Annotated in this window: 20 protein-coding genes; 9 read left to right on the plus strand and 11 right to left on the minus strand. The window is 62.1% G+C overall.

The window, feature by feature from the left end:
- The first annotated feature begins 161 nt into the window (after positions 1 to 161).
- A complete protein-coding gene (locus AB7783_RS12960; RefSeq protein ID WP_441277853.1) occupies positions 162 to 683 on the plus strand; it encodes a DUF6886 family protein in 522 nt (173 codons plus the stop codon).
- A gap of 167 nt (positions 684 to 850) precedes the next feature.
- On the opposite strand, the gene AB7783_RS12965 is transcribed toward AB7783_RS12960, so the two are convergent.
- Entirely contained in the window at positions 851 to 3,400 is a 2,550-nt protein-coding gene (locus AB7783_RS12965) for a diguanylate cyclase (RefSeq protein WP_441277854.1), read from the minus strand.
- 181 nt (positions 3,401 to 3,581) lie between these two features.
- On the opposite strand from AB7783_RS12965, the gene AB7783_RS12970 reads away from it, so the two are divergent.
- Together AB7783_RS12970 and AB7783_RS12975 are read left to right on the plus strand one after the other, a co-directional pair.
- A complete protein-coding gene (locus tag AB7783_RS12970; protein WP_089264972.1) occupies positions 3,582 to 4,085 on the plus strand; it encodes an RrF2 family transcriptional regulator in 504 nt (167 codons plus the stop codon).
- Between the two features lie 38 nt (positions 4,086 to 4,123).
- Entirely contained in the window at positions 4,124 to 4,588 is a 465-nt protein-coding gene (locus AB7783_RS12975) for a carboxymuconolactone decarboxylase family protein (protein WP_149531031.1), read from the plus strand.
- A 111-nt stretch (positions 4,589 to 4,699) separates the two neighbouring features.
- Here AB7783_RS12975 and AB7783_RS12980 read toward each other — a convergent pair whose 3' ends face one another.
- A complete protein-coding gene (locus AB7783_RS12980) occupies positions 4,700 to 5,674 on the minus strand; it encodes a Bug family tripartite tricarboxylate transporter substrate binding protein (RefSeq protein WP_439072308.1) in 975 nt (324 codons plus the stop codon).
- 293 nt (positions 5,675 to 5,967) lie between these two features.
- Here AB7783_RS12980 and phhA point away from each other — a divergent pair, with 293 nt between their 5' ends.
- Entirely contained in the window at positions 5,968 to 6,855 is an 888-nt protein-coding gene (gene phhA, locus AB7783_RS12985) for a phenylalanine 4-monooxygenase (protein WP_093756435.1), read from the plus strand.
- On the opposite strand, the gene AB7783_RS12990 is transcribed toward phhA, so the two are convergent.
- Positions 6,841 to 7,290, minus strand: a complete 450-nt coding sequence (locus AB7783_RS12990; protein WP_068736063.1) for a helix-turn-helix transcriptional regulator — start codon at positions 7,288 to 7,290, stop codon at positions 6,841 to 6,843. The genes phhA and AB7783_RS12990 overlap by 15 nt on opposite strands.
- A gap of 370 nt (positions 7,291 to 7,660) precedes the next feature.
- Between AB7783_RS12990 and AB7783_RS12995 the strand changes: the two genes are divergently transcribed.
- Positions 7,661 to 9,037, plus strand: a complete 1,377-nt coding sequence (locus AB7783_RS12995; RefSeq protein ID WP_441277855.1) for an outer membrane protein — start codon at positions 7,661 to 7,663, stop codon at positions 9,035 to 9,037.
- Between the two features lie 51 nt (positions 9,038 to 9,088).
- On the opposite strand, the gene AB7783_RS13000 is transcribed toward AB7783_RS12995, so the two are convergent.
- Together AB7783_RS13000 and AB7783_RS13005 are read right to left on the minus strand one after the other, a co-directional pair.
- Entirely contained in the window at positions 9,089 to 10,597 is a 1,509-nt protein-coding gene (locus tag AB7783_RS13000) for a glycosyltransferase family 39 protein (protein WP_441277856.1), read from the minus strand.
- A gap of 7 nt (positions 10,598 to 10,604) precedes the next feature.
- Positions 10,605 to 11,738 carry a glycosyltransferase gene (locus tag AB7783_RS13005; protein ID WP_441277857.1) on the minus strand — a complete coding sequence of 378 codons (1,134 nt, stop codon included), beginning with the start codon at positions 11,736 to 11,738 and terminating at the stop codon, positions 10,605 to 10,607.
- Positions 11,739 to 12,195: 457 nt separating this feature from the next.
- Here AB7783_RS13005 and AB7783_RS13010 point away from each other — a divergent pair, with 457 nt between their 5' ends.
- Both AB7783_RS13010 and AB7783_RS13015 read left to right on the plus strand, forming a co-directional pair.
- Positions 12,196 to 13,503 carry a M20/M25/M40 family metallo-hydrolase gene (locus AB7783_RS13010; RefSeq protein ID WP_439059049.1) on the plus strand — a complete coding sequence of 436 codons (1,308 nt, stop codon included), beginning with the start codon at positions 12,196 to 12,198 and terminating at the stop codon, positions 13,501 to 13,503.
- A gap of 35 nt (positions 13,504 to 13,538) precedes the next feature.
- Entirely contained in the window at positions 13,539 to 14,342 is an 804-nt protein-coding gene (locus tag AB7783_RS13015) for a DUF72 domain-containing protein (RefSeq protein WP_441277858.1), read from the plus strand.
- 16 nt (positions 14,343 to 14,358) lie between these two features.
- Here AB7783_RS13015 and AB7783_RS13020 read toward each other — a convergent pair whose 3' ends face one another.
- Positions 14,359 to 15,321: a Bug family tripartite tricarboxylate transporter substrate binding protein gene (locus tag AB7783_RS13020; protein WP_175365811.1), complete on the minus strand. Its 963-nt coding sequence runs from the start codon at positions 15,319 to 15,321 to the stop codon at positions 14,359 to 14,361.
- A gap of 144 nt (positions 15,322 to 15,465) precedes the next feature.
- Here AB7783_RS13020 and AB7783_RS13025 point away from each other — a divergent pair, with 144 nt between their 5' ends.
- On the plus strand, positions 15,466 to 15,930 hold the full coding sequence (locus tag AB7783_RS13025; RefSeq protein ID WP_439064349.1) for a DUF488 domain-containing protein: 465 nt from the start codon (positions 15,466 to 15,468) through the stop codon (positions 15,928 to 15,930).
- Between the two features lie 193 nt (positions 15,931 to 16,123).
- Positions 16,124 to 16,906 (plus strand): cellulose biosynthesis protein BcsS, encoded by a 783-nt coding sequence (bcsS, locus tag AB7783_RS13030; protein WP_441277859.1) that lies wholly within the window; start codon positions 16,124 to 16,126, stop codon positions 16,904 to 16,906.
- A gap of 8 nt (positions 16,907 to 16,914) precedes the next feature.
- On the opposite strand, the gene AB7783_RS13035 is transcribed toward bcsS, so the two are convergent.
- The 5 genes from AB7783_RS13035 to AB7783_RS13055 form a co-directional block, all read right to left on the minus strand.
- On the minus strand, positions 16,915 to 18,237 hold the full coding sequence (locus tag AB7783_RS13035; RefSeq protein WP_441277860.1) for an adenylate/guanylate cyclase domain-containing protein: 1,323 nt from the start codon (positions 18,235 to 18,237) through the stop codon (positions 16,915 to 16,917).
- A gap of 53 nt (positions 18,238 to 18,290) precedes the next feature.
- Positions 18,291 to 18,617, minus strand: a complete 327-nt coding sequence (locus AB7783_RS13040; RefSeq protein ID WP_315844185.1) for a DUF4189 domain-containing protein — start codon at positions 18,615 to 18,617, stop codon at positions 18,291 to 18,293.
- A 155-nt stretch (positions 18,618 to 18,772) separates the two neighbouring features.
- Positions 18,773 to 20,377: an NTP transferase domain-containing protein gene (locus tag AB7783_RS13045; protein ID WP_441277861.1), complete on the minus strand. Its 1,605-nt coding sequence runs from the start codon at positions 20,375 to 20,377 to the stop codon at positions 18,773 to 18,775.
- Positions 20,374 to 21,090, minus strand: coding sequence for an XdhC family protein (locus AB7783_RS13050; RefSeq protein ID WP_120292711.1), 717 nt, complete (start codon positions 21,088 to 21,090; stop codon positions 20,374 to 20,376). The genes AB7783_RS13045 and AB7783_RS13050 overlap by 4 nt, the downstream gene beginning before the upstream one ends.
- Positions 21,087 to 21,416 carry an XdhC family protein gene (locus AB7783_RS13055; RefSeq protein WP_068736040.1) on the minus strand — a complete coding sequence of 110 codons (330 nt, stop codon included), beginning with the start codon at positions 21,414 to 21,416 and terminating at the stop codon, positions 21,087 to 21,089. The genes AB7783_RS13050 and AB7783_RS13055 overlap by 4 nt, the downstream gene beginning before the upstream one ends.
- Positions 21,417 to 21,420 lie beyond the last annotated feature (4 nt).

Below are 21,420 nucleotides of genomic sequence, written 5' to 3' on the forward strand. Positions count from 1 at the left end.
ATCCTCCCTTGGTGAATTTCAACGTGTTCCGTCTGAAAGACGTTCCGGGAGCGGCCAATCCGACATGACGATCCACAAATTCATCATGCGCAGCTTCGTGAACGGCCAGAACACGCATGAGGGTCATTGACGCGCTGAGCACGGACGCACATGAGTGCGCCATGCGCCTGTTTCATTTTAGCGAAGAGAACAACATCGAAGTCTTCATGCCGGGGCCGGCGGAGATTGCGACACCTCGCGCCCAGGGACAGGAGTGGCTCAATGGCCCCTTGGTCTGGGCCATCGATGACTGGCATGCGCCGATGTATCTGTTCCCGCGCGACTGCCCGCGCATTTTTGTCTGGCCGACAGCGAGCACGACGCCGGAATACCTCACGGCCTACAAGAAGATGACCACCTGCCGCATGGTTGCGCATATCGAACTCAGCTGGCTGGACCGACTCTCCCACACCACCATCTATCGCTACGAGCTTTCGCCAGACGGGTTTGAATCGCTGGACGATGCGGGTATGTGGATTTCGCGCACGCCGTCCATGCCGCTGAACATGGAGCGGATCGACAACATCGAAAAGGCACTGGAAGCCGCCGGCGTCGAATTGCGCGTCCTGCCGTCCCTGAAGACGCTCGCGCCCTTGTGGGAGACATCGCTGCATGTCAGCGGCATTCGCCTCCGCAATGCATAGGACGGACCGATCGCGCTGCCTTAAACCGACAAAGCATGCCTGGACGTTCAGGAGCCGTAGGATCGTAGCATCCTCGCGACATTCATCGCTCGTTGTCACGATGTATGAGGGGTATCGCTTCGGCGCGATGCGCCTACGTTCTACCCATCCTGTAATGACCCACGAGCTCAGGCCGCTGTATCGGCCTTTGCACGGCGATGACTGACCACGACGCGGTTGCGGCCCTCTCGCTTGGCCTCGTAAAGCGCGGCGTCGGCGGCCGCGAGCAGATCATCGCCCTCGGCGACGTGCACCGGCATCACCGCCAGACCGATCGACAGTGTGACGCCATCGAGCGTGGCCGATGGCAGCGTCACCTGCATGCGATACACGGCATCGAGCACCTGCTGCGCCCGCTGCGCCGCAACCTCGACCGTGACGCCCGGCATCAACATCAGGAACTCCTCCCCGCCGAACCGGCCGATGATATCCGAGGCGCGCGTCGTCTCACGCAATATCCTGCCGAGGCCGCGCAGCACGGCATCACCGGCCTCATGGCCGTGGCTGTCATTGATACCCTTGAAGTGATCGATGTCGAGCATCGCCAGCGCGAGCGGCTTGCCGTCCTGCTGGCTGCGCGTGGTCTCGCGCACCAGGGCATCTTCTAGGTAGCGGCGGTTGTGAAGATCCGTCAGCGGATCGCGCACCGCCTGCTGACGCAGCAGCTCGCGGAGTTCGAGATTGGCCATCGCCAGCGACACCTGTTCGGCCAGCATCGTCGCCAATTGATCCGCCCCCTCACCGAACACAGAAGTATGCTCGCGATACAGCAGACCAAGCAGGTTGTTCTGCGCGATCAGCGGCTGACAAACGAACCCCGTACCGGTGACACCGCACGGACCGGCATGATTGCAGACCAGTCCCTGACTCGCCTCTGAAATCGGGAATGTCGTGCCACGACGCAGCGCCCAGCAGTCATCGACCGGAAACGACACCGCATCGGCCTGTAGTGCGCCCCAATGGGCGCCGCGCTGAACTGCGTTGCGTGCGTTATTCAGATAGTACAGCGCTCCTGCCTCTTCCGTGAACAGGTAGCCCGCATAGGTCTGAACCGCCGCGAAAATCTCTTCGCGCGACTGACACGACTGCAGCACGCCCGAGAGTTCAGTGAGCAGAACGATTTCCTTGGCGCGAATTTCCGACAGTTGCAGCGAGGTGGTCAGCCGTTCGTTGGCCTCCTCCATAGCGTGCGCATGCGCGCGCCGCTCCGCCTCGACTGCGAGCGCGTCGGTCTTGTCCTGGATCACCCAGAGGATATCGCCGGTAGCCAGCGGCTTGCCATAAGCATCGACCAGCAGCGTGGAGCCGTCGCTGCGGCGCAGATGCAATTCGACTTCCGTCGCCATGGCGCTGTCACGAATGCGATCCAGCGCGGCATCGAACGCCTCCCCGTCCACCTTCGTCGCAATTAGCTCGTCGATCGTGTTGCCGGGAAGCGTAGCGGAGCTGCGACCGCAAAGCTCGGCGATCCGGCGATTGCCGCGCAGGATGCGATGGCCGGCCGTAAACAGGATGCCTGCCAACGGATTGTCGACCAGCGCGCGCTGCTCGGCATCGAGCGTGCTGAGATTGCCGGACAACCGGCGCGACCGCATCGTGATCACGGCGAGCAGCATCATCAGGAGGCTGATGGCGCTGCCGCTAGCGAGGACGACGTTCGGCACTGTATGGCTAACCTCGTAGATCGAACCGGGATTGGCGGTGAACAGGACGCGCCAGACGCGCTCGCCGACAACCAGCGAACGATCCGCCGAGATCCCCGCCGACATCACCATCTGCGTGACGAGACCGAGATTGGGCTCCAGACTGTCATACATGAGGGTCGGAGTGACGGTCGTATCTTCCGGCTCGCCAATCATGACGCCTTCCTGCGTCGGCTTGGCATAACCGCGATCAACCACCTGGATATGCATCTGCTGCAGCGTCCGCGGGTCGAGGATGCCGCGCATCAGGTCATTGGTGCGATAGACCGATGCAACGAAACCGTGGAGCGCTGCGTTTCGCTGCGAGACGGTCTGCGTGGGCTCGCCGGCCCGGTAGATCGGCGCGCGGATGATGAAACCGAGGCCACCCGAGGTGTCCTGCACCAGTTTGACCGGTGGCGTCGCGACAATCCGGCCGGTCTCCGCGGAACGCCGCAGCGAGTCCAGTTGCGCAGGATTGGCACCGGCATCGAAGCCCAGCGCATTTTCGTTGCCACGCATCGGCTCGACGAATTCGACGACGTTGTAGATTGATCGCGGCCCCGGCGGACGCACGGCGAAATCCGGCTGTCCGGAATGCTCGATGCTCTTGTCGGCACGAACTTCCGCAACGAAGGCATCGAGATGATCCGGCGTCACATGACGCAGCGACTGCAAGGCCTGGAAGCCGGGATAGCGGCGGCCGAGATCGAGCACATCGATGTAGCGACGGAACTGGGCGCGATCGACGCGGCCGATCGAGGCGTACAATCCCTGCATGCTGACCAGTACTTCGGCGTGGGTGCGCAGCCGTTCGCTGATCGCATTGGAAATATCGACGGCGTCGGCAGCGAAGCGACGCTGCATATCGGCCGCTATCAGGCGTTCCGAGAACTCGCGAATGGCAAATGTCGCGGCAAGGCCGGCTCCGAGAATGGCGGCCGCAACGAAAGTCGTCCGCCGCGCCTGCGGCGCCAGCAAGTCACGCAATGCCATGTCGAGTTCCCTGAACTGACCCGGCCCCCGGCTTCGGATCACAGTACCTAGGTCGGGTGATACCGGCATCGGGATTTAGATTCTGTTGCGCTGCCCACCTGCGAACCACCTCAGGACCGGACACTTGACGACATCCTTAATCGCGGATAATAATTATCCACGATAGAGGTGAAATAGAGCCATGAAGATGAGCGACGGGGTTGAGCAGGCGATCCACAGCGTGGCGATGCTCGCAGGCCTGCAATCGAACGGCGTGTTGTCCGCCGGCGCCCTCGCCGAATTTCATGGCGTGTCCACCAGCTATCTCCTGAAACACCTGCAGGCGCTTTCGGGCGCCGGCTTGCTCATCGCACAGCCTGGCCCGACTGGCGGCTATCGCCTTGCCCGGACGCCAGACCAGATCACCCTGCTCGATGTCGTCCTTGCCGTTGAGGGCGATGCGCCCGCCTTCCGCTGCAGCGAAATCCGCCAGCGCGGCCCCAATCCCCTGCCCGGCAAACCCACGGCGCCCTGCGGCATCAATGCCGCGATGTTGCGTGCCGAGCGCGTCTATCGCGATGAGCTGGCCAAGGTGAGCATTGCCGATGTGCTCGGCGATCTCCGCGCCAAGGACACCGACGGCGCCATCGCCGCCCGCGGCTGCGCCTTTTTGGAACTCAACGAACGACGCCGTAACGCCAACTGAAACCTGAAACCTGAAACCGCACACCAAGGAGAAAGACCATGCAAGCCCGCCTCAACATCGCCAAGGCCGCCCCCGACGCCTACAAGGCCGTCGCCGCGCTCGATCAATATGTCGTCAAGGAAAGTGGCCTCGAGCCTGCGATCGTCCACCTCATCAAGCTCCGCTCGTCGATCATCAATGGCTGCGCCTTCTGCGTCGACATGCATGTGAAGGAATCCCGCCACGACGGTCTCAGCGAGCAGTGGATCAACATGATGTCGGTCTGGCACGAATCGACGGTCTATACGCCACGCGAGCGCGCTCTCCTCGGCTGGGTCGATGCAGTCACGCTGATCGCGCAGACCCGTGCACCCGATGCCGATTATGAAGCGTTGCGCGCGCATTTCTCGGAAGAGGAATGCCTCAAGATCACGGTGGCGATCGGCGCCATCAATGTCTGGAACCGTCTTGCCGTCGGCTTCCGCGTTCCGCATCCGATCGAGAAGCCGAAGGCTGCTGCCTGAACACAGGCTTCAGCAGATAATCGATAAGCGAAAGGCCGGGTTGAAAATTCAACCCGGCCTTTCTTGGTTTCAGCTTGGCCCGACCGATGTGTCAGGCAATATGGCTAGTAGTCAGAAAAGCTTCGCGCCAGACGCATCGACGACGCGTCCCCAACGGGCGTAATCGTCCTTGATCGTCTTGGCGAAGGCCTGAGGCGTCGAGGTCGTGATGCTGAGGCCCTGTTTTTCGAGACGCTCGCGAACATCCGGCAGCGCGCCGATGCGCACCACTTCGGCGTTCAGGCGATCAACAATGGCATCAGGCGTCCCTGCCGGCACGACGAGGCCGAACCAGGAGTCGACGACAAAGTCAGCCACGCCTGCTTCCGCCGGCGTCGGCACATCGGGAAGCTGCGACGATCGCTCGCGGCTGGTGATCACGAGACCCTTGACCTTGCCGTCGCGGATCTGCGGCGCCAGCACCGTCAGCGTGTCGAAAGACAGGTTCACCTGGTTTCCGAGCAGTGCATTGACGGCCGGCGCGCTGCCCTTGAAAGGCACGTGGAGCAGATCCGTCTCGGTCAGGCTCTTGAACAGCTCGCCGCTCAGGTGGCAGAGCGTGCCGGGCCCGCACGACGAGTAGGTGAATTTCCCTGGCTCGCGTTTCGCCGCAGCGACGAGCTCCTTCACTGATGACACGGGCGTATCTGGGCTGGCCGCGAGCACGTATGGCACCGACGTGAGCATCGCCACCGGCGTGAAGCTCTTGAAGGGGTCGTAAGAGATGGTCTTGTTGATATGCGGCAGGATCGTGAGCTGCCCTGCGGGCGCCAGCGACAGCGTGTAGCCATCCGGATCGGCCTTGGCGACCGCGTCGGCAGCAATAGCCGTACCGGCACCAGCCTTGTTCTCGACCACGACTGTCTGCTTCAGCGCCTCGCCGAGCTTGTCGGCATAGACCCGCGCCGTGATGTCAGCAGCGCCGCCCGGCGGGAATGGAACGATCAGCTTGATCGTCCGGCTCGGCCAGCTGTCAGCGAAAGCCCCTGTGGCGCCGGAAACCAGCAACACTGCCGCGAAAGCACCTGAGAGGAAGCGAGAAGACATGCCGGACCGCACGGTCGTATTCCTTATGATCGATGATGAGAGCGTTTTGCCCGTGGTTCCGCGAGGTTTCGCGGAGATTTCGCAATCATTTCAGCGATGTGGGACCACGTTTGTTACCACTGAAAATGTCATCGAGACGGGTCTGCGACAAGGAAACGCCTTTGCAAATAAGATCTGGACGATGGTGGATTGCTATCGTCGGACGGGCGGATGCGAGAAGTTGCTTCTTTTGACGGAACTATTCGGCAGCGGAACCTTATGTTCTGACCAGACCGTCGGAGTCGGAGAGCGTCATGACCGAGCTGAACCAGTCGACCGAGAAGAGCCGCTACCTCAGCGCCCCGAAACGCCCTGACTTCACGCTGGACCAGGACTGGGGCTCCTACTCCGCCGCCGAGCACGATCGCTGGGACCGCCTGTTCGCCCGCGCACAGACCGTCCTTAAAGGCCGGGCTTGCAACGAATTCCTCGCTGCGCTGAACACGCTGCAGCTGTCCGAATCCGGCATTCCCGATCTGGAGAAACTGAGTGCCCGTCTAACGCCGCTGACCGGTTGGCAGGTCGTGCCGGTCGCGGAACTGGTGCCCGACGAGATCTTCTTCGATCATCTTGCCAATCGCCGCTTCCCGGCCGGCGCCTTCATCCGCCCCGAACACGAAATGGATTACCTGCAGGAGCCTGACATCTTCCATGACGTTTTCGGGCACGTTCCGCTATTGGCGAACCCGGTCTATGCCGACTTCATGGAGGCCTATGGAAAAGGCGGCCAGCGCGCGATGGCGCTCGGCCAGTTGAAGAACCTGGCGCGTCTGTACTGGTACACGGTGGAGTTCGGCCTGATGAAGAGCGCGGACGGATTGCGCATCTTCGGCGCCGGCATTCTGTCGTCAGCAACAGAGTCGGTCTTCGCCCTGGAAGACTCCTCGCCGAACCGGATCACGTTCGACCTCGAACGCGTGATGCGGACGAACTACATCATCGACGATTTCCAGCAGAGCTATTTCGTCATTGAGAGCTTTGAGAAACTGCTGCAGGACAGCTATCAGGATTTTGGCGCACTCTATACCCGCCTGGCCAAAGCAGACGACATCGCGGCCGACGAGGTGACCCCTGAGGATCACGTCATCAGCCGCGGGACGCTGGACTATTTCAAGCGCAAGCGCGCGTCAGCCATTCATTGACTGGATGCGGAATTTAGCCGGCGACGCGCCGAAGCGACGACGGAAGCTGCGATGGAAATAGGATAGTTCGTTGAAGCCGCAGGCGGCCGCGACTTCGCTGATCTTCAGGCTGCACTGCCGATCGCCGGTCAGCATGCTGCGGGCCTTTTCAAGCCTCAGCTCCATGATGCGATCGGTGATGCTGAGGCCGGAACCCTGCAGCAAATCCTGAACGTAGCGGACGGACAGGCCTAGCTTCTCGGCGACCACCCGGGTCGAGAACTGCTGGTCGGCAAAGCTCTCATTGATCTGGTTGATCACGCTGGCGATCCGCGCTCCGCGCAGGCCGCCGACCTCGGTGAGGTTCACGGGGTCCGGCTTTTCGATGCTGTGCACCTTGGCACGGTCGGATCCAAAGTCGGAGTGGCTGCTGAATGCGAGATTTGTGTTTTCCATGTTCCCAATCACCGCCCATTTCAATGTGTGCGGAGATAGGTCGTCCGGACCCCTGACTTTGGTTCAACGCCGACGACGATAATTTATCGTCTTTCGAAACCATAGCGGCGCACTGCGCCCCGATGGTGACCCATAAGTCGTTGGCCGGTGGTCGTCGTGTGGTCCCAAGATCGCGTTCCCCAGTAGTACTTCCAGGTGAGACCGAGCGGCGACAGCCGCTCACAATGCGACGCCAAGAGCGCGATCCAGCACAAGTCACGCGCTTACGACCACGACGAGAGCGGTATTTTTATACATGGTCGCTGCCGAAATGACGCGCGAAGCAGCTCCGATTCCTCAAGGGCCGCCAGCGCACCTGCAAGGAAACGACATGAAACAGCTTCTCCTCGGCACTATCGGCATCCTCAGCCTTGGCAATGCCGCCATCGCCGCAGACGTGCCGGCCCGCGCCTATACCAAGGCCTCCGCCATCGATCCCGCCTATAACTGGACCGGCTTTTATGCCGGCGTTCATGCCGGTTACGGTCTCGGCGGGACCGAATGGCAAATCCTGAATATCCGGACCGACGGCGCGCTGGGCGGCATTCAGGCCGGCTACAATCAACAGATCGGCAATCTGCTGCTCGGCATCGAGGCCGACATCAGCTTTAGCGGCATCAAGGGCAATCGCACGGTGAGCATTCTGAACCAGGCCACCCTGTCCCAGACGTCGCAAATCAACTGGCTGTCGACCGTGACCGGACGCGTTGGCTTCGCCAATGGCCGCTGGCTCACTTACGCCAAGGGCGGCTTCGCCTGGGCCAATGAAGATCACGGCTACGACGTTCAGGTTTCGGTGCCGGGGCCGGACCGGCTTACACTGTCCGGCAGCGAGACACGGCGGGGTTGGATCGTCGGCGCCGGCATGGAATATGCGCTTGCCAACAACTGGTCGCTGCGCGGCGAGTATAACTTCGTCAACTTCCCCGACCACGAGTTCGATTTCAGCGGCACGCGGGCCTCCACCGGGCCGATCGCCTCCACGGCTTCGACCAAGCAGACGCTGCATCTCATCAAGCTCGGCGCGAATTACCAGTTCGGCGCTCCCGATGCCGCCAAACCGATCCCGCCGCTGCAATACGCACAGTCAGGATTCAATTGGACCGGGCTCTATCTCGGTGCGCAGGCAGGCTACGGATCGGGACACGGCGACTGGCGCGACTACACGCCCGATGGGAAGTTCTCGATGACCGGAGGCTTTGGCGGCGGCCAGATCGGCGCCAATGTGCAGCTCGGGGTGATCGTCATGGGTGTTGAAGGTGAACTGGTCGGCGGCAATATCGGCGGCGGTACTCGCACCAATTTTGATAACAATCTCGATATGCGCTCGCGCACCGAATGGCTCGCAATGGCCACCGCACGTATCGGCATGGTGACCAACGAGCGCTGGCTGACCTATCTCAAGGGCGGTGTCGCCGTCGCCGGGGATCATCACGCCATATCGCTGTCGTCGGGCCCGCAATACGCAAATCTCGACGGATCCCGCCTTCACACCGGTTACGTGGTCGGTGCCGGCGTGGAATACGCCTTCGCACCAAACTGGTCCGTCAAGGCCGAGTACAACTACATCGGCTTTGGCCATGACAAAGCGAGCCTCGAAGGCGTGATCAATGCCCCTCCGATGGTCGGCCCTTATTATCTGAATGCCGATATTGCCCAGACCATGCAGCTCGGCAAGATCGGCGTGAACTATCACTTTGCGCCATAAACGCGACAGCCGACCACCATCGCGCTATCAAGCGCATGGTGGTCGCGCCTCCTAGCGCGGTAACATCTCGGGTGGCGGCGAACGGTCCAGTACATCGCCTTTCGCGCCTTCCAGCAGATTCAGCTCGACATTCTCCACGACCAGCGGGCCACGTTTGCGTTTGAGGTCAGCCACTTTCTCGATATTCGCAAAAGCCGCCCGCCATTCCGGATTGGCCGCAGCATTTTGCTCACCCACCAGCAACAGCTTGCCGGACAGCTGCTCGGCACTCGGCTCCGGCATGTTCACCCAGCGAATGCGCTGGGTGCGCTGGAAGACACAGGTCCCCTTCGGCAGATAGAAGGTCAGCCATCCCGTGGTGCCGTAATCGGGCGCCACCACGCATGTGGCCCCGACACGGGCGCGAACCGCCTCGACATCGGCCGCCAGTTCGACGAACCCCACGCCGATGCTGCGTACTGTCGCGTCACGCTTGTAGCCGGATAGCAGACCCGTATTGGCCTGCACCACCAGTGCTGTGAACATGACGACGCCAGTCGGCCCCGCCCAGCGCAGGCAGAAATCCACCGTGCGCTGCTCGCGCGGCTTCCATTGCACGATGGTTGCCGCCACGGCAGCAATGATGGCCAGCGTCGGATAGACTGGCGCGAACCAGTTGGCTTCGACGCGGCTGTGCAGCGCATGCCAGCCGAAATACAGCACGATGACCCAGAACATCGCATTCAGCAGCACCCGCGCCGGCCACGCTCCGGGCCTGCGGACGGCCAGGGCATAGAGGCCCATCACGCCGAGAATGAATACCAGCGGTGTCGCGAAGGCGAATTGGGTCGGAATCAGTTCAGCGATGAAGGCCGGATTGAAGTGATCAATCCGGGCGCGTCCGAGTTGCTTGATGAAGGACACCCAGCCATGTTCGGCATTCCAGAACAGCACCGGCGAGAACACCGCCAGTGCGACGAGGCCGCCGAGATAGGGCCATGGCGAGATCAGCCAACGCCGCATCTTCGGTACGGCAATGAGCCAGATCAGGATCGCCGGCCCGAAAAACAGCGCGGTATATTTCGACAGTAGCGCTACGCCGACGGCCACGCCCACCGCGAGCCACCACGCGCCCTGCCCGGTGGCCAGCACCTGGGCCAGCGCCAACAACACGAAACTCGAGGCGACCAGCACCGGCGCGTCCGGCGTGACGATCATCAACCCGACCGACGTGATCATCGTCGCATTGAGCAGGATCACCGCCGTCGTCGCGATCCGCTGACCGCCGAACAGCAGTTCGGCCGTGCGATACACCGCCCAGCTCATCGGCAGCGCCAGCAGCACCGAGACAAGCCTTACACCTAAGGCGGTATCGCCCGCGATCATCGTGCCGAGCCGGATCACGACTGCGACCATCGGCGGGTGGTCGTAATAGCCACCAGCCAGATGTTTCGACCACATCCAGTAATAGGCTTCATCGAAGGTCAGCGGCGTCCATGCGGCCGCCGCCAGCCGCAGCAGCACCAGACCGACGACCACGGCCGCGGTGCCGCGAACCAGCCGCAGTTCCTGCGCGGTCATCCAGCGATCACCGTTTCCGCCACACGAAGAGGCCCGACATCGCGTAGTTCCAGACCACGCCCATCAGCGCGCCGGAAGCACCCGCCAGCCACCAGATCGGCTCCTGGTCGAAGACCGACCAAGCCACGCCGACATTGGCGAGCAGACCCACGCTGCAGACCACGTAGAAGATCGCCAGACCACGCAGGATGCCGAAACCTTTCAAACGCTGGTCGCGATAGGTCAGGAAATTGTTGAGCAGGAAGTTGCCGGTCATCGCGCAAAACGCCGCAATGGCCTGCGCCTCCGCGAATGGCGGATCGAAAACTTCCAGCGTGACGAACAACACGGCGAAATGCACGAACAGGCCGATCGAGCCGACCAGCGCGAACAGCAGGAAGCGCAGCGACACGGTATCGTTGGTCAGCTTCGCCAGCACCAGGCCCAGGAAGTCGAGCGCCACCATGGAATCGAGCTTGCTTTCACCATGCAGCCGCGAGCCGAATGTGTAGGGCACCTCGATAACGCGCAGATCGCCTTCTGCCGTCGCGACGACATCGAGCAGGATCTTGAAGCCCTGCGTTGAGAGTTTCGGCGCCAGTTGTTCAAAACGATCGCGGCGGATCATGAAGAAGCCGCTCATCGGATCCGCGATCTTCACGCGCAATACGCGTTGCGCGACAGCAGTGGCGAATCTACTGGCGCCGAGGCGCTGCTGGTTGAAACTGTCGGCACTGCCGCCCTCGATATAGCGGCTGCCGATCACCAGTTCGGCAGCGCCACTTTCGATCAGACCGAGCATCTTGCCGAGCTGGGTCTCATCGTGTTGCAAGTCGCCGTCGATCACCGCCGCGCAGGGCGCGCTGGACGCCAGCATGCCCTCGATACAGGCGCCTGACAGGCCGCGCCGGCCGATGCGGCGGATGCAGCGGACACGCGAGTCACCCCGCGCCAGCTCACGTACCGCGTCGGCCGTGCCGTCCGGCGAATTGTCGTCGACGAAAATGACTTCCCAGGAAATGCCGACCAGCGCCGCGTCCAACCGCTGCACCAGGGTGGCGACATTGCCGCGCTCGTTGAAAGTGGGGACGACAACGGACAGCTGCAGCGGAGCGCCCGCCTGCAATATCTGTCCGGGCCCCGGTCTGATGGCTTCGTTCATGGCGCCAGCATATATCTGCCGCGCCGGACCATGCCAAGGCGGACAGGGAACGGCGGGGCTTAACAGGTGCCGGAACAAGCCATCAGAGGGGAAACGGCCAAAAGTGGCTCAAAAATGCTAACGACCCCGAACAACAGGCGCACGTACATCCGGCGCACCGAGCTATTCAAGGTCGTTCCAGCGCCGGAGCTATGAAGCATCATCGTCGCCGTTGGAAACAAAATAGGGACGCTGGAGACATTCCGCAAGGGGTGTCCCAGGACTGCGTTCAACGCCACATTCCGGCCGCAAACACCGCACCCTGGCACCATTCTGTTGCTGGCGAGCTATAGCCAGTCTTGCCCGTGCCCGCTACCTTGCCCCGGTCAACAGCGGCGCGTTCGCGCGGTTTTCTGAGGCGGAAGCCCCGCCTGAACCGCGACCACAATCGTCTCCGCGCATGATAATCGGAGGCGCCATGCGACGCTCGCTCGGACCATGCCTATTCGCTGCATCGCTGACGCTGGCATCCTTCGGCGCCAGCCATGTCACCGCGCAGACAATTGATACCGTCACGACGACGCTGCTGTCCGATTCGCGCGTCACGGCTGCGCTCGATGCCATCAAGGCCGACGATGCCCACACCCTGAAAGAGCAGATCCGGATCACCGAAATTCCCGCGCCTCCGTTCAAGGAGAACCTGCGCGGCAACTACATTCTGTCACGGTTTCAGGAACTGGGCTTCAAAGACGCCGTGATCGACGCCGAGGGCAATGTGATCGCCCGGCGCAAGGGCACCGCCGGAACGCCGAAGCTGGTCATCTCCGCACATCAGGACACTGTCTTTCCCGAGGGGACCGACGTCACGGTGAAGGAAAAGGACGGCGTCTATCTGGCGCCGGGGATCGGTGATGATGCCCGTGGGCTCGCGGCCCTGCTGTCTTTGATGCAGACCCTCAACACGCAGCAGATTGCGACGGTCGGGGACGTCATGTTCGTCGCCAGCGTCGGCGAAGAAGAGCTGGGCAATCTGCGCGGCGTCAAAGCCCTGTTTCGCGACAACAAGGATATCGACGGTTTCATCTCGATCGACGGACTCGGCGTCACGCGCATCGTCAACCAGGGAACGGGAAGCCACCGCTACGAGATGATCTTCAAGGGTCCGGGCGGTCACAGTTTTCAGGAATTCGGCCTGCCGAGCGCGACCCATGCGCTGGGTCGCGCAATCGCGAAAATCTCGGAGCTGCAGACTCCCGCAGATCCGAAAACCACCTTCACGGTCGGAACGGTAAGTGGCGGCACATCCGTCAACGCCATCGCAGCGGAAGCACGCATGACGATCGACATGCGATCGAATTCGACCGAAGAACTGTTGAAACTCGAAGCGAGGCTTCTCGATCAGGTGAAGGACGCAGTGGGTGAAGAAAACAAACGCTGGGGATCGGACAAGATCACTGTCGAGATCAAACTGATTGGCGACCGCCCGGCGGGCGTTGTCGCAGAAGACTCTCCCCTCGTGCAGGCGACCGCGCGTGCCGTGACCGCGCTGACCCGCGCGCCCCATGTCACCTTTGCCGGCTCTAGCACGGACTCCAATCTCGCGATGTCGCTCGGCATCCCTGCGGTGACCATCGGCGGCGGCGGCCAGGGCGGCAACTGGCATTCGCGCAATGAATGGTACAAGCCCGTCGACGCTTATATCGGGCCGCAAAATGCACTGCTGACGATGCTGGTGCTGACCGGCGTGGAGGGCGTAACCAAGCCGGTGCTGCCGGCGCGGCACTGAGTAACACGGCGAATACTGAAAGGATCGGCCTCACAATGGTTGCGAAATCCGGACAAATCCGTATCGGCATCGGCGGTTGGACTTTCGCGCCGTGGCGCGGGGTGTTCTATCCGGAGAAGCTCACGCAAGCGAAGGAGCTCAGCTATGCCGCGTCCAAGCTGACCTCGATCGAGATCAACGGGACCTTCTACGGCTCGCAGAAGCCGGAGAGCTTTCGCAAATGGGCGCGCGAGGTGCCGGAAGATTTCGTATTCTCGCTCAAGGGCCCCCGCTTCGCAACCAATCGCCGGGTGCTCGCCGAAGCCGGCGAGAGCGTGAGCCGGTTCTACGATTCCGGCGTGCTTGAACTCGGCGGCAAGCTCGGCCCCGTTCTGTGGCAATTCGCGCCGACCAAGAAATTCGACGAAGCCGATTTCGGGAAGTTTCTCGAATTGTTGCCGACAGAGCTCGGTGGGCGCAAGCTGCGCCATGTGGTCGAGGTCCGCCACGACAGTTTCTGCGTGCCGGCCTTCATTGCGCTGCTACGACAGTTCAAGATCCCCGTGGTATTCTCCGAACACGCCACCTACCCGGCCATTGCCGATGTCACCGGCGACTTCGTCTATCTGCGTTTGCAGAAGGGTGAGGACAGCATCAAGACTGCCTATACACCGAAGGCGCTGGATGCCTGGGCCAAACGTTTCGAGACCTGGGCCGGCGGCGGCGAGCCAACCGACCTGCCGCGCGTCGACGACGCCAAGATCAAGAAACAGCCACGCGACGTGTTCGCCTATGTCATCCACGAGGCCAAGGTACGCGCACCACACGGTGCCATGGCGTTGATCGAGCGGGTGACGTAGCACCCACGCGCGTTGCTCAATCGAGCTTGATGCCAGCCTCGCGGATCAGTTTTGTCCAAGTCGCGTGTTCTGATGCGATGAAGCCGTCGAGCTTGTCGTCGGGCATATCCCAGGGCTCACCGCCGCTCTTCTCGAACCGCTCCTTCAGATCGGGCAACACCGCCCGAATGTCCTGACGGAGCTTTGCGATCACTGCAGGCGGCGTTTTGGCCGGCACGAAAATGCCCAGCCATGAATCCACATCGAGGCCGGGCACGCCCGCTTCCGCCATGGTCGGAACATCGGGCGCCAGCGGACTCCGCTTCGACGACAGGACCGCGATGCCCCGCACCTGCCCCGTCTGCACATAAGGCAGCCCGGCAGCAATCGAATCGAAGAACAGATCGATACGGCCCGCCAGCAGATCGGCAAAAGCAGGCGGAGATCCCCTGTAAGGCACCTCCTGCAGCTTGACGCCGGCAGACTTCATGAAGGCCGCGGCCACCAATTGCTGGCCGGTCCCGACGCCGGCCGTCGCCACAGTGATCGACCCCGGCTTGTCCAATGCGGCCGCGACGATCTCCTTCGGCGTCTGCTGCGGCAGATCCTTGCGGCCGACCATGATGTAGCCAAACTTGTAGACCAGCGCGACCGGCACGAAATCCTTCAACGGGTCATAGGCGAGCTTGGCGTAAAGTGCGGAGTTGAAGGCCATGTTGGAAAGGCCGCCGACCATCAGCGTATAGCCGTCGGCCTCGCTCTGGGCCGCAGCCTGCGTGCCCACGACGGTGCCCGCTCCTGGCTTGTTCTCGACAAAGAACGCCTGCCCCGTTCGCTTCGCCAGCGCATCGGCGAGATGCCGCCCGACCAGATCGTAGCTGCCGCCGGGCGCGATCGGCACGATAATTCTGACCGGACGATCCGGATATGCGCCTTGCGCCAGAGATGTGGACTGAAACGACACAAGCGCGAGCGCGATTACGCCTAACGCACCAACCATGCGAGCCATCATTCCCCCGGTAATATCGGCCATTGAACTGGCGGAGTTTGTTGAGTTGACTATGTGCCATGTTGCAAATGGGAGCAACGCCTCGCGGCTGGCCGCGACATTGTGCCAATCATCTGTCGATCACGGGGGGCTCACATGGCCCGCAAGATACCTCGCCTCTTCACCGTCGGTTACGAGCAGACGCCAGCGAAAGCCGTGCTCGATGAACTGCAAAATGCCGGCGTCAAGCTGCTGGTCGATGTGCGTGCCGTCGCCGCATCGCGGCGACCGGGCTTCTCCAAGAATCAGCTCGCTGCCGGCCTCGACGAGCGCGGCATCGGCTACATCCATCTGCGCGGACTGGGCACGCCCAAGGACGGCCGCGAAGCCGCACGTAGCGGCAAGCTCGCAGCGCTCGAGAAGATCTATATGGCTCATCTCAAGACACCGCAGGCACGCGAGGCGATGGATGAGCTGGCGGCGCTGGTGACGAAGTCCGGACCGGTCTGCATCCTCTGCTACGAGCGCGACCACGAGCACTGTCATCGGCGCTGGATCGCCGAGATCATCGAGGAGCGCGAAGGTGCCAAGGTCCAGAACCTGCTGCCGTCGCAGCTTTGAAGCCGCGCGACGATCTCACAGCAGTTTTTTTCAGATTATTACTTATCCACACTGGACGTAGGCTTATCCCCAAGATAATCTACCTTAAGTTGTATTATTGTGTTGTGTTTCTGTTGCGTTGGGTGGGGGCTCGATGCGTTGGGGACTGGCGTTACGCGCTTTATGCGTTGCGGCGGCCGCATATTCCTGCGGCATGGCCTCGGCTCAGGATATCGGTGAGATCGACGCCACGATCGAACCGGTATCCGGCTCATCGAGCTTCTGGTCATCCCTGTTCGACACGCGTATCAAAAAACGGCGCGCCTTCGATTTTCTCTCCGGGGGCATGCCGGACCGCCTGATGTATTTCGGCGGTGTCGATGCGTCGCATTGGAGCCTCGGCGCCTATGGCGGCCTGCAATGGGCCCCTGCCGGCCTGAACAAGGACGGTTTCATTCTGCGTTTCTTTCTGTCGGAAAACCTCGAACGCTACACGACAGGCACGCGCTCCGACTACACCCAGATCAGCCGCGCGGCGATCCTGCCGGGCTACCTCATCCGAAGCGGCAATCTGGAAGTTCAGCTATTGGCTGGCCTCGATATGGAAGCCGACTATTTTTACCACGATCAGCGCCGCTCCCGGCTTCGCGCGATGCTCGGCGCGCGGGGCACGATGGATGTCTGGTGGGAGCCGACACGCGAGCTGATGCTGCAATATGCCATCTCGGGCACGACCATCGATACTGGCTATACCACGCGCATTGCAGCCGGCTGGCGCCTGTTCGATTTGTTCTGGATCGGCCCGGAGGCCGCACTGTCGAACGACTATTTCAGCCAGCAGACCCGGATCGGCGGCCATCTGACTGGCTTGCGCACCGGCCCCTACGAATGGTCATTCGCCGCGGGACATGTGCGAGACAATTTCGAGCGCCAGGGAGTCTATGCGCGCTTCGGCATGGTCATGCGACCGCCCCGCGCGCCATTCTTCGAGAACTGACGCAGCACTCAGCCCAAGCGCCAGATAGCCTGCGGCAGATCATAGCCGCGGATCGGCACATCGCCGAGCAGCTCCGCATCGCTGCAAGTGTCGCCCAAGGCATCGCGTATGGAAGCAGAGATCAGCAGTTGCGAGCCGAACTGTTTGTTGAGCGCCTCAAGCCGGGCCGCGAAGTTCACGGTATCGCCGATGACGGTGTATTCCTTGCGGCGCGGGGAGCCAACGTTGCCGGCAATCACGGCCCCAATATGAAGCCCTATGCCGATGCGCAGGGGCCATTCGCTGTTCTGATTGCTTTTCTCGACAGCTATGAGCATCTCGCGTGCCGCCTGCACGGCGCCATGCGCCGCATTCGGATCCTCAATGGGCGCTCCGAACAGCGCGAGAAATCCGTCACCGAGAAACTTGTTCACGATCCCGGAATGTCGATCCAGCACGTCGACCAATAGAGCAAAGGTCTCGTCGAGCCGATCCACCACCTCGCGGGGCGAATGCACACGGGTCGCTGCGGTAAAGTTACGGATATCGACGAACATCACCGCGACCTGACGCATCTCGGTCGTAGAGCTCGTTCCCGACGCCAGCAACTGCTCCACAACCTGCGGCGAGACATGCTGACCGAACAGATTGGTGACACGATCGCGCGCCGAAGTTGCCGCGATGCTCGCCTCGAACTGGCGACGGAGTTGCAAGCCGACCGCGCCTGCAAGAATACCGCAGAGCAGGACCATGGCGCTGCGGATAAGCTGAAACGCAAAATCCGGTGCCGGCTCCGAGGCGAATTGCACCGGATGATACAGCATGGCCAGCGCGAGCATCTGGGCGGCCGCGACAAAGCCGGTAAACGTCGACAGCCAGAAATCGAGCCGAAGCGTGGATAGAATGATGAAGATGAAATAGGACAAAGGCGCCGCAAATGCCAACGCCGCCGCCGGCCCCATCCAGCCCATATGGAGATGCAGTGCAGCCGTTGGAATGCTGGTCTCGATGAGTGCGCTCAGATAGCGCCGCCCCTGCGCAATATCCTGCCCTGCGGCGATGCGCTGATTGATCTTGTAAAGAACGAAGAATTCGAACAGCAGCAGCGGGCCCGTGATCATAAAAGACGATTTAAGATCGAACTGGCCATTGGATATGCGCGCGAAGCTCGACGGCGCCAGCAGATAGGCGATGGACAGCGACAGCGTCACGATCACCACGGTGCCAATGACCGTCTTGACCCGCAACCGTTCGGTCAACAGCATCTCGCGGCTCAGCGCCTTGCGAAATTCGCGAACGGACGGATCGGCGTCGGCGGCAGACTTCAGAAGTGTCCGGAAAAATTGAATCATTGCAGCAGTCTAGCTGCCGCAGGCGCATTGAACGAGATATTTGTCGGGGAGCTCTAGCCCTTGGCGTCGCAGGCCCAGGCGCGGATGACACATTCCTTACCGCCGTAGTCATAGCATTTCTTGGTCGCCTGGTTCAGCGAACTCGAAATACGGGGCGCCACGGCATAGCCGTGTGCGCCGCAGGGATTCTTCATATCCACGGCGAAGGCTGCACAGGCACGGTTCATCGTTACGGTCGTGCATTCGCCCTTGCACTGCTTTTTAGCGGCCGCCAGCGCCGCCCCCTGTGCCGGGTAGTCGAATGCCTGACCATAGGCACCGCACTTGCCCACGGCGAGGGCACCAGCGGCCGAAGCCACGTCCATGGCACCGACGCTCATCAACAAGGCAACGGCGAGAATCGCGCGACGACGCGCGGCAACAAACAGTGACAATTTCCCCTCCCCCGAGGTCGATCGAGGCAGACGCTAAAGGAAGGGCGTTTCAACTTGGTGAACGAAAGTGCAATGCGGTGGCCCGCCGCATGCGCCATGTGTTAGCCGCTCCGCGCGTCTTCCAGCGCCTGCGGTGTATCGATATCGAGGAAGGCGCCGTGACCTTCGACCGCCACGTCGGCCACGGCTTCGGCGTGCTTCATGATCAGGTGCCGCGCGCCGATATCGCCGTCCAGCGTCATCAACTCGTTGAAGAAGCGCCGAGACCACAACACGGGATTACCGCGCCGGCCATCGCTTACAGGGACGACGATGAGGTTGCCGCGATCCGGCGCGAAGGCTTCGATCAACCGGTCGATCAAGCGGGCATCGATCAGCGGCATGTCGCCGAGACAGACCACGGCTCCATTGGCATCGGCCGGGACTGCCGCGATGCCGGCTTTCACCGAACTGGCCAAGCCATCGGCAAAATCAGGGTTGTAGACGAACGTGACTTTGAGCCCGGCCAGCGCCTTCTCGACCTCTGGCGCCTGATGACCTGTCACCACCGTTACGCTGGACGCTTTCGATGCGATCGCCTGTTCGGCGACGATCCGGACCAATGCCTTGCCGTTGAGTTCGGCGAGCAACTTGTTCGGCCCCCCCATCCGGGTCGAACGGCCGGCGGCCAGAATAACGGCGGCGACGTTGCTGTTGCCATCGCTGCCGACGGGCACGCGCGGCTGTGGTCGGGTGACGATTTCCATCAGCAAACCGCCGACGCCCATGCCTGTGAGATCCGAACGCGTGACCTTGAGGCCGGCCAGCAGCCGCATCAACACCCAATCGAAGCCGTTCTCGACTGGGGAGCGCGCACAGCCCGGCGCGCCGAGCACCGGCACGTTGCCGGCCCTGCCGATCAGCAGCAGATTGCCGGGATCGACCGGCATGCCGAAATGCTCGATGGCGCCGCCGATTTGCTCGATCGCCGACGGAATGACGTCACGGCGGTCGGCAATGGCCGAGGCGCCGAACACGATCACTAGCTCGGCGCCGAGCCCGAGCAATTCCTTGATTGTTTTCGCCAGCACTTTCTCGTCGTGCGGCACGCGGCGCTCGGCGATGATCTTCGCACCAGCAGGCGCAAGGCGCTCTTCGGTCACACGCAGTGTCTTGTCGATCACCTTCGGCGACAGCCCCGGCAACAGCGTCGAGACGATGCCGACTTTCTTGACCGTGTAAGCCGCGATTCTCATTGCGCCGCCCGAGGCAGCCTGGACGGCCGCGTCGCGCAGCGTACCGGCGACGCCGAACGGGATCAGCTTGACGGTCGCGATCATCTCGCCTTCGACCACCGGCTTGTAGGCCGCCAGCGTTGCAAAGGTGATCGCTTCATCGACCGCATTGATGCGATCGACGATGGCGCGATCGACGACCAGCACGCCCGGCGCCCCCGCAAACAGATTGGCGCGGCCCGTGAAGGCGCGCTCAACATTGACGCCCTCGCCCGCCACTGCCTGCGCGATGCTGGCGGCTGCGACGTCCTCGGACACGTCGCCCTCTTCGAGACGTACGACGACCACGTCCTTGACGCCGGCGCCGGTCAGCGCGGCGACTTCATCGGGACCGATAGTGGTGCCCTTCTTGAGAACGAGCGAACCCTGACGCAGCGTATGGACGGTCACGCCGCCAAGTGCATCCGCCGGACTGGCGGGACCGAACTTCATGGGTTGCTCACTTTGGACAATTCGGCGGGTATCGTCTTGGGCATGCGCAATTCGGCGGTGATCTCGGCCATGATCGAGACCGCGATCTCCGATGGCGAAACAGCACCGATATTGAGACCGATCGGCGCCTTGATCCGCGCGAAGTCAGCCTCGCTGACACCCTGTGCCTTCAGCCGGTCGCCGCGCTTCGCGTGGGTTTTCCGCGAGCCGAGCGCGCCGATATAGAAGCAGTTCTTCTCGAACGCGTGCAGCAGCGCGGGATCGTCGATCTTCGGATCGTGGGTCACGGCGACGAAGGCTGTGTAGTGATCGATGTTGAGGCCCGGCAGCGCCTCTTCGGGCCATTCAGCGATCAGCTTCACGTCCGGAAAACGCTCGGGACTGGCAAAAGCCGTGCGCGGATCGACCACCGTCACATCGTAATCCAGCGACCGCGCCAGCGGCGCCAAAGCCTGGCTGATATGGACAGCGCCGATGATCACGAGCCGCGCGGTCGGCGCATAGACGTTGAGAAACTGCTTCTTGCCGTCCACCTCGACCATCGCGCTCTTGCCCATGCGGAGCTGCTTCTCCAGCTCCGCATGCAGGGGATCAGCGCCGAAATCGGCGGCCTTCACCAGGCGTTGTGTTCCATCGGATATATCGGTGATCAAAATGACAGGACGCCGGGCGGCGCGCTCGGCGTTCAGAGTGGCAAGTGTCTCGGCTTTCACGACTGGCCCACCTTCTCGACGAACACGCGGATGGTGCCGCCGCAGGACAGGCCGACATTCCACGCGGTCTCGTCAGCCACGCCGAATTCGAGCAATTTGGGCTCGCCACTCGCAATCACATCGAGCGCCTCGGTGACCACGGCGCCTTCGACGCAACCGCCGGAGACCGAGCCCAAGAAGGTGCCGTCGTCATTGATGACGAGATTCGAGCCTGCGGGACGCGGCGCCGAACCCCAGGTCTCAACCACGGTGGCCAGCGCCACGCCGTGTCCGGCCTTCTGCCACGCTTCCGCGGCCTGCAGGATGTCTTCATCGCGATTGAGCATGGAA

The sequence above is a fragment of the Tardiphaga sp. 172_B4_N1_3 genome (assembly GCF_052076035.1).
GTDB lineage: Bacteria > Pseudomonadota > Alphaproteobacteria > Rhizobiales > Xanthobacteraceae > Tardiphaga > Tardiphaga robiniae.

What these genes read in the sequence shown, in the direction of transcription:
- AB7783_RS12960 (WP_441277853.1), top strand. Translation starts at nt 162, where the DNA reads ATGCGCCTGTTTCATTTTAGCGAAGAGAACAACATCGAAGTCTTCATG.
- AB7783_RS12965 (WP_441277854.1), bottom strand. Translation starts at nt 3,400, where the DNA reads ATGGCATTGCGTGACTTGCTGGCGCCGCAGGCGCGGCGGACGACTTTC.
- AB7783_RS12970 (WP_089264972.1), top strand. Translation starts at nt 3,582, where the DNA reads ATGAAGATGAGCGACGGGGTTGAGCAGGCGATCCACAGCGTGGCGATG.
- AB7783_RS12975 (WP_149531031.1), top strand. Translation starts at nt 4,124, where the DNA reads ATGCAAGCCCGCCTCAACATCGCCAAGGCCGCCCCCGACGCCTACAAG.
- AB7783_RS12980 (WP_439072308.1), bottom strand. Translation starts at nt 5,674, where the DNA reads ATGTCTTCTCGCTTCCTCTCAGGTGCTTTCGCGGCAGTGTTGCTGGTT.
- phhA (WP_093756435.1), top strand. Translation starts at nt 5,968, where the DNA reads ATGACCGAGCTGAACCAGTCGACCGAGAAGAGCCGCTACCTCAGCGCC.
- AB7783_RS12990 (WP_068736063.1), bottom strand. Translation starts at nt 7,290, where the DNA reads ATGGAAAACACAAATCTCGCATTCAGCAGCCACTCCGACTTTGGATCC.
- AB7783_RS12995 (WP_441277855.1), top strand. Translation starts at nt 7,661, where the DNA reads ATGAAACAGCTTCTCCTCGGCACTATCGGCATCCTCAGCCTTGGCAAT.
- AB7783_RS13000 (WP_441277856.1), bottom strand. Translation starts at nt 10,597, where the DNA reads ATGACCGCGCAGGAACTGCGGCTGGTTCGCGGCACCGCGGCCGTGGTC.
- AB7783_RS13005 (WP_441277857.1), bottom strand. Translation starts at nt 11,738, where the DNA reads ATGAACGAAGCCATCAGACCGGGGCCCGGACAGATATTGCAGGCGGGC.
- AB7783_RS13010 (WP_439059049.1), top strand. Translation starts at nt 12,196, where the DNA reads ATGCGACGCTCGCTCGGACCATGCCTATTCGCTGCATCGCTGACGCTG.
- AB7783_RS13015 (WP_441277858.1), top strand. Translation starts at nt 13,539, where the DNA reads ATGGTTGCGAAATCCGGACAAATCCGTATCGGCATCGGCGGTTGGACT.
- AB7783_RS13020 (WP_175365811.1), bottom strand. Translation starts at nt 15,321, where the DNA reads ATGGTTGGTGCGTTAGGCGTAATCGCGCTCGCGCTTGTGTCGTTTCAG.
- AB7783_RS13025 (WP_439064349.1), top strand. Translation starts at nt 15,466, where the DNA reads ATGGCCCGCAAGATACCTCGCCTCTTCACCGTCGGTTACGAGCAGACG.
- bcsS (WP_441277859.1), top strand. Translation starts at nt 16,124, where the DNA reads ATGGCCTCGGCTCAGGATATCGGTGAGATCGACGCCACGATCGAACCG.
- AB7783_RS13035 (WP_441277860.1), bottom strand. Translation starts at nt 18,237, where the DNA reads ATGATTCAATTTTTCCGGACACTTCTGAAGTCTGCCGCCGACGCCGAT.
- AB7783_RS13040 (WP_315844185.1), bottom strand. Translation starts at nt 18,617, where the DNA reads ATGAGCGTCGGTGCCATGGACGTGGCTTCGGCCGCTGGTGCCCTCGCC.
- AB7783_RS13045 (WP_441277861.1), bottom strand. Translation starts at nt 20,377, where the DNA reads ATGAAGTTCGGTCCCGCCAGTCCGGCGGATGCACTTGGCGGCGTGACC.
- AB7783_RS13055 (WP_068736040.1), bottom strand. Translation starts at nt 21,416, where the DNA reads ATGCTCAATCGCGATGAAGACATCCTGCAGGCCGCGGAAGCGTGGCAG.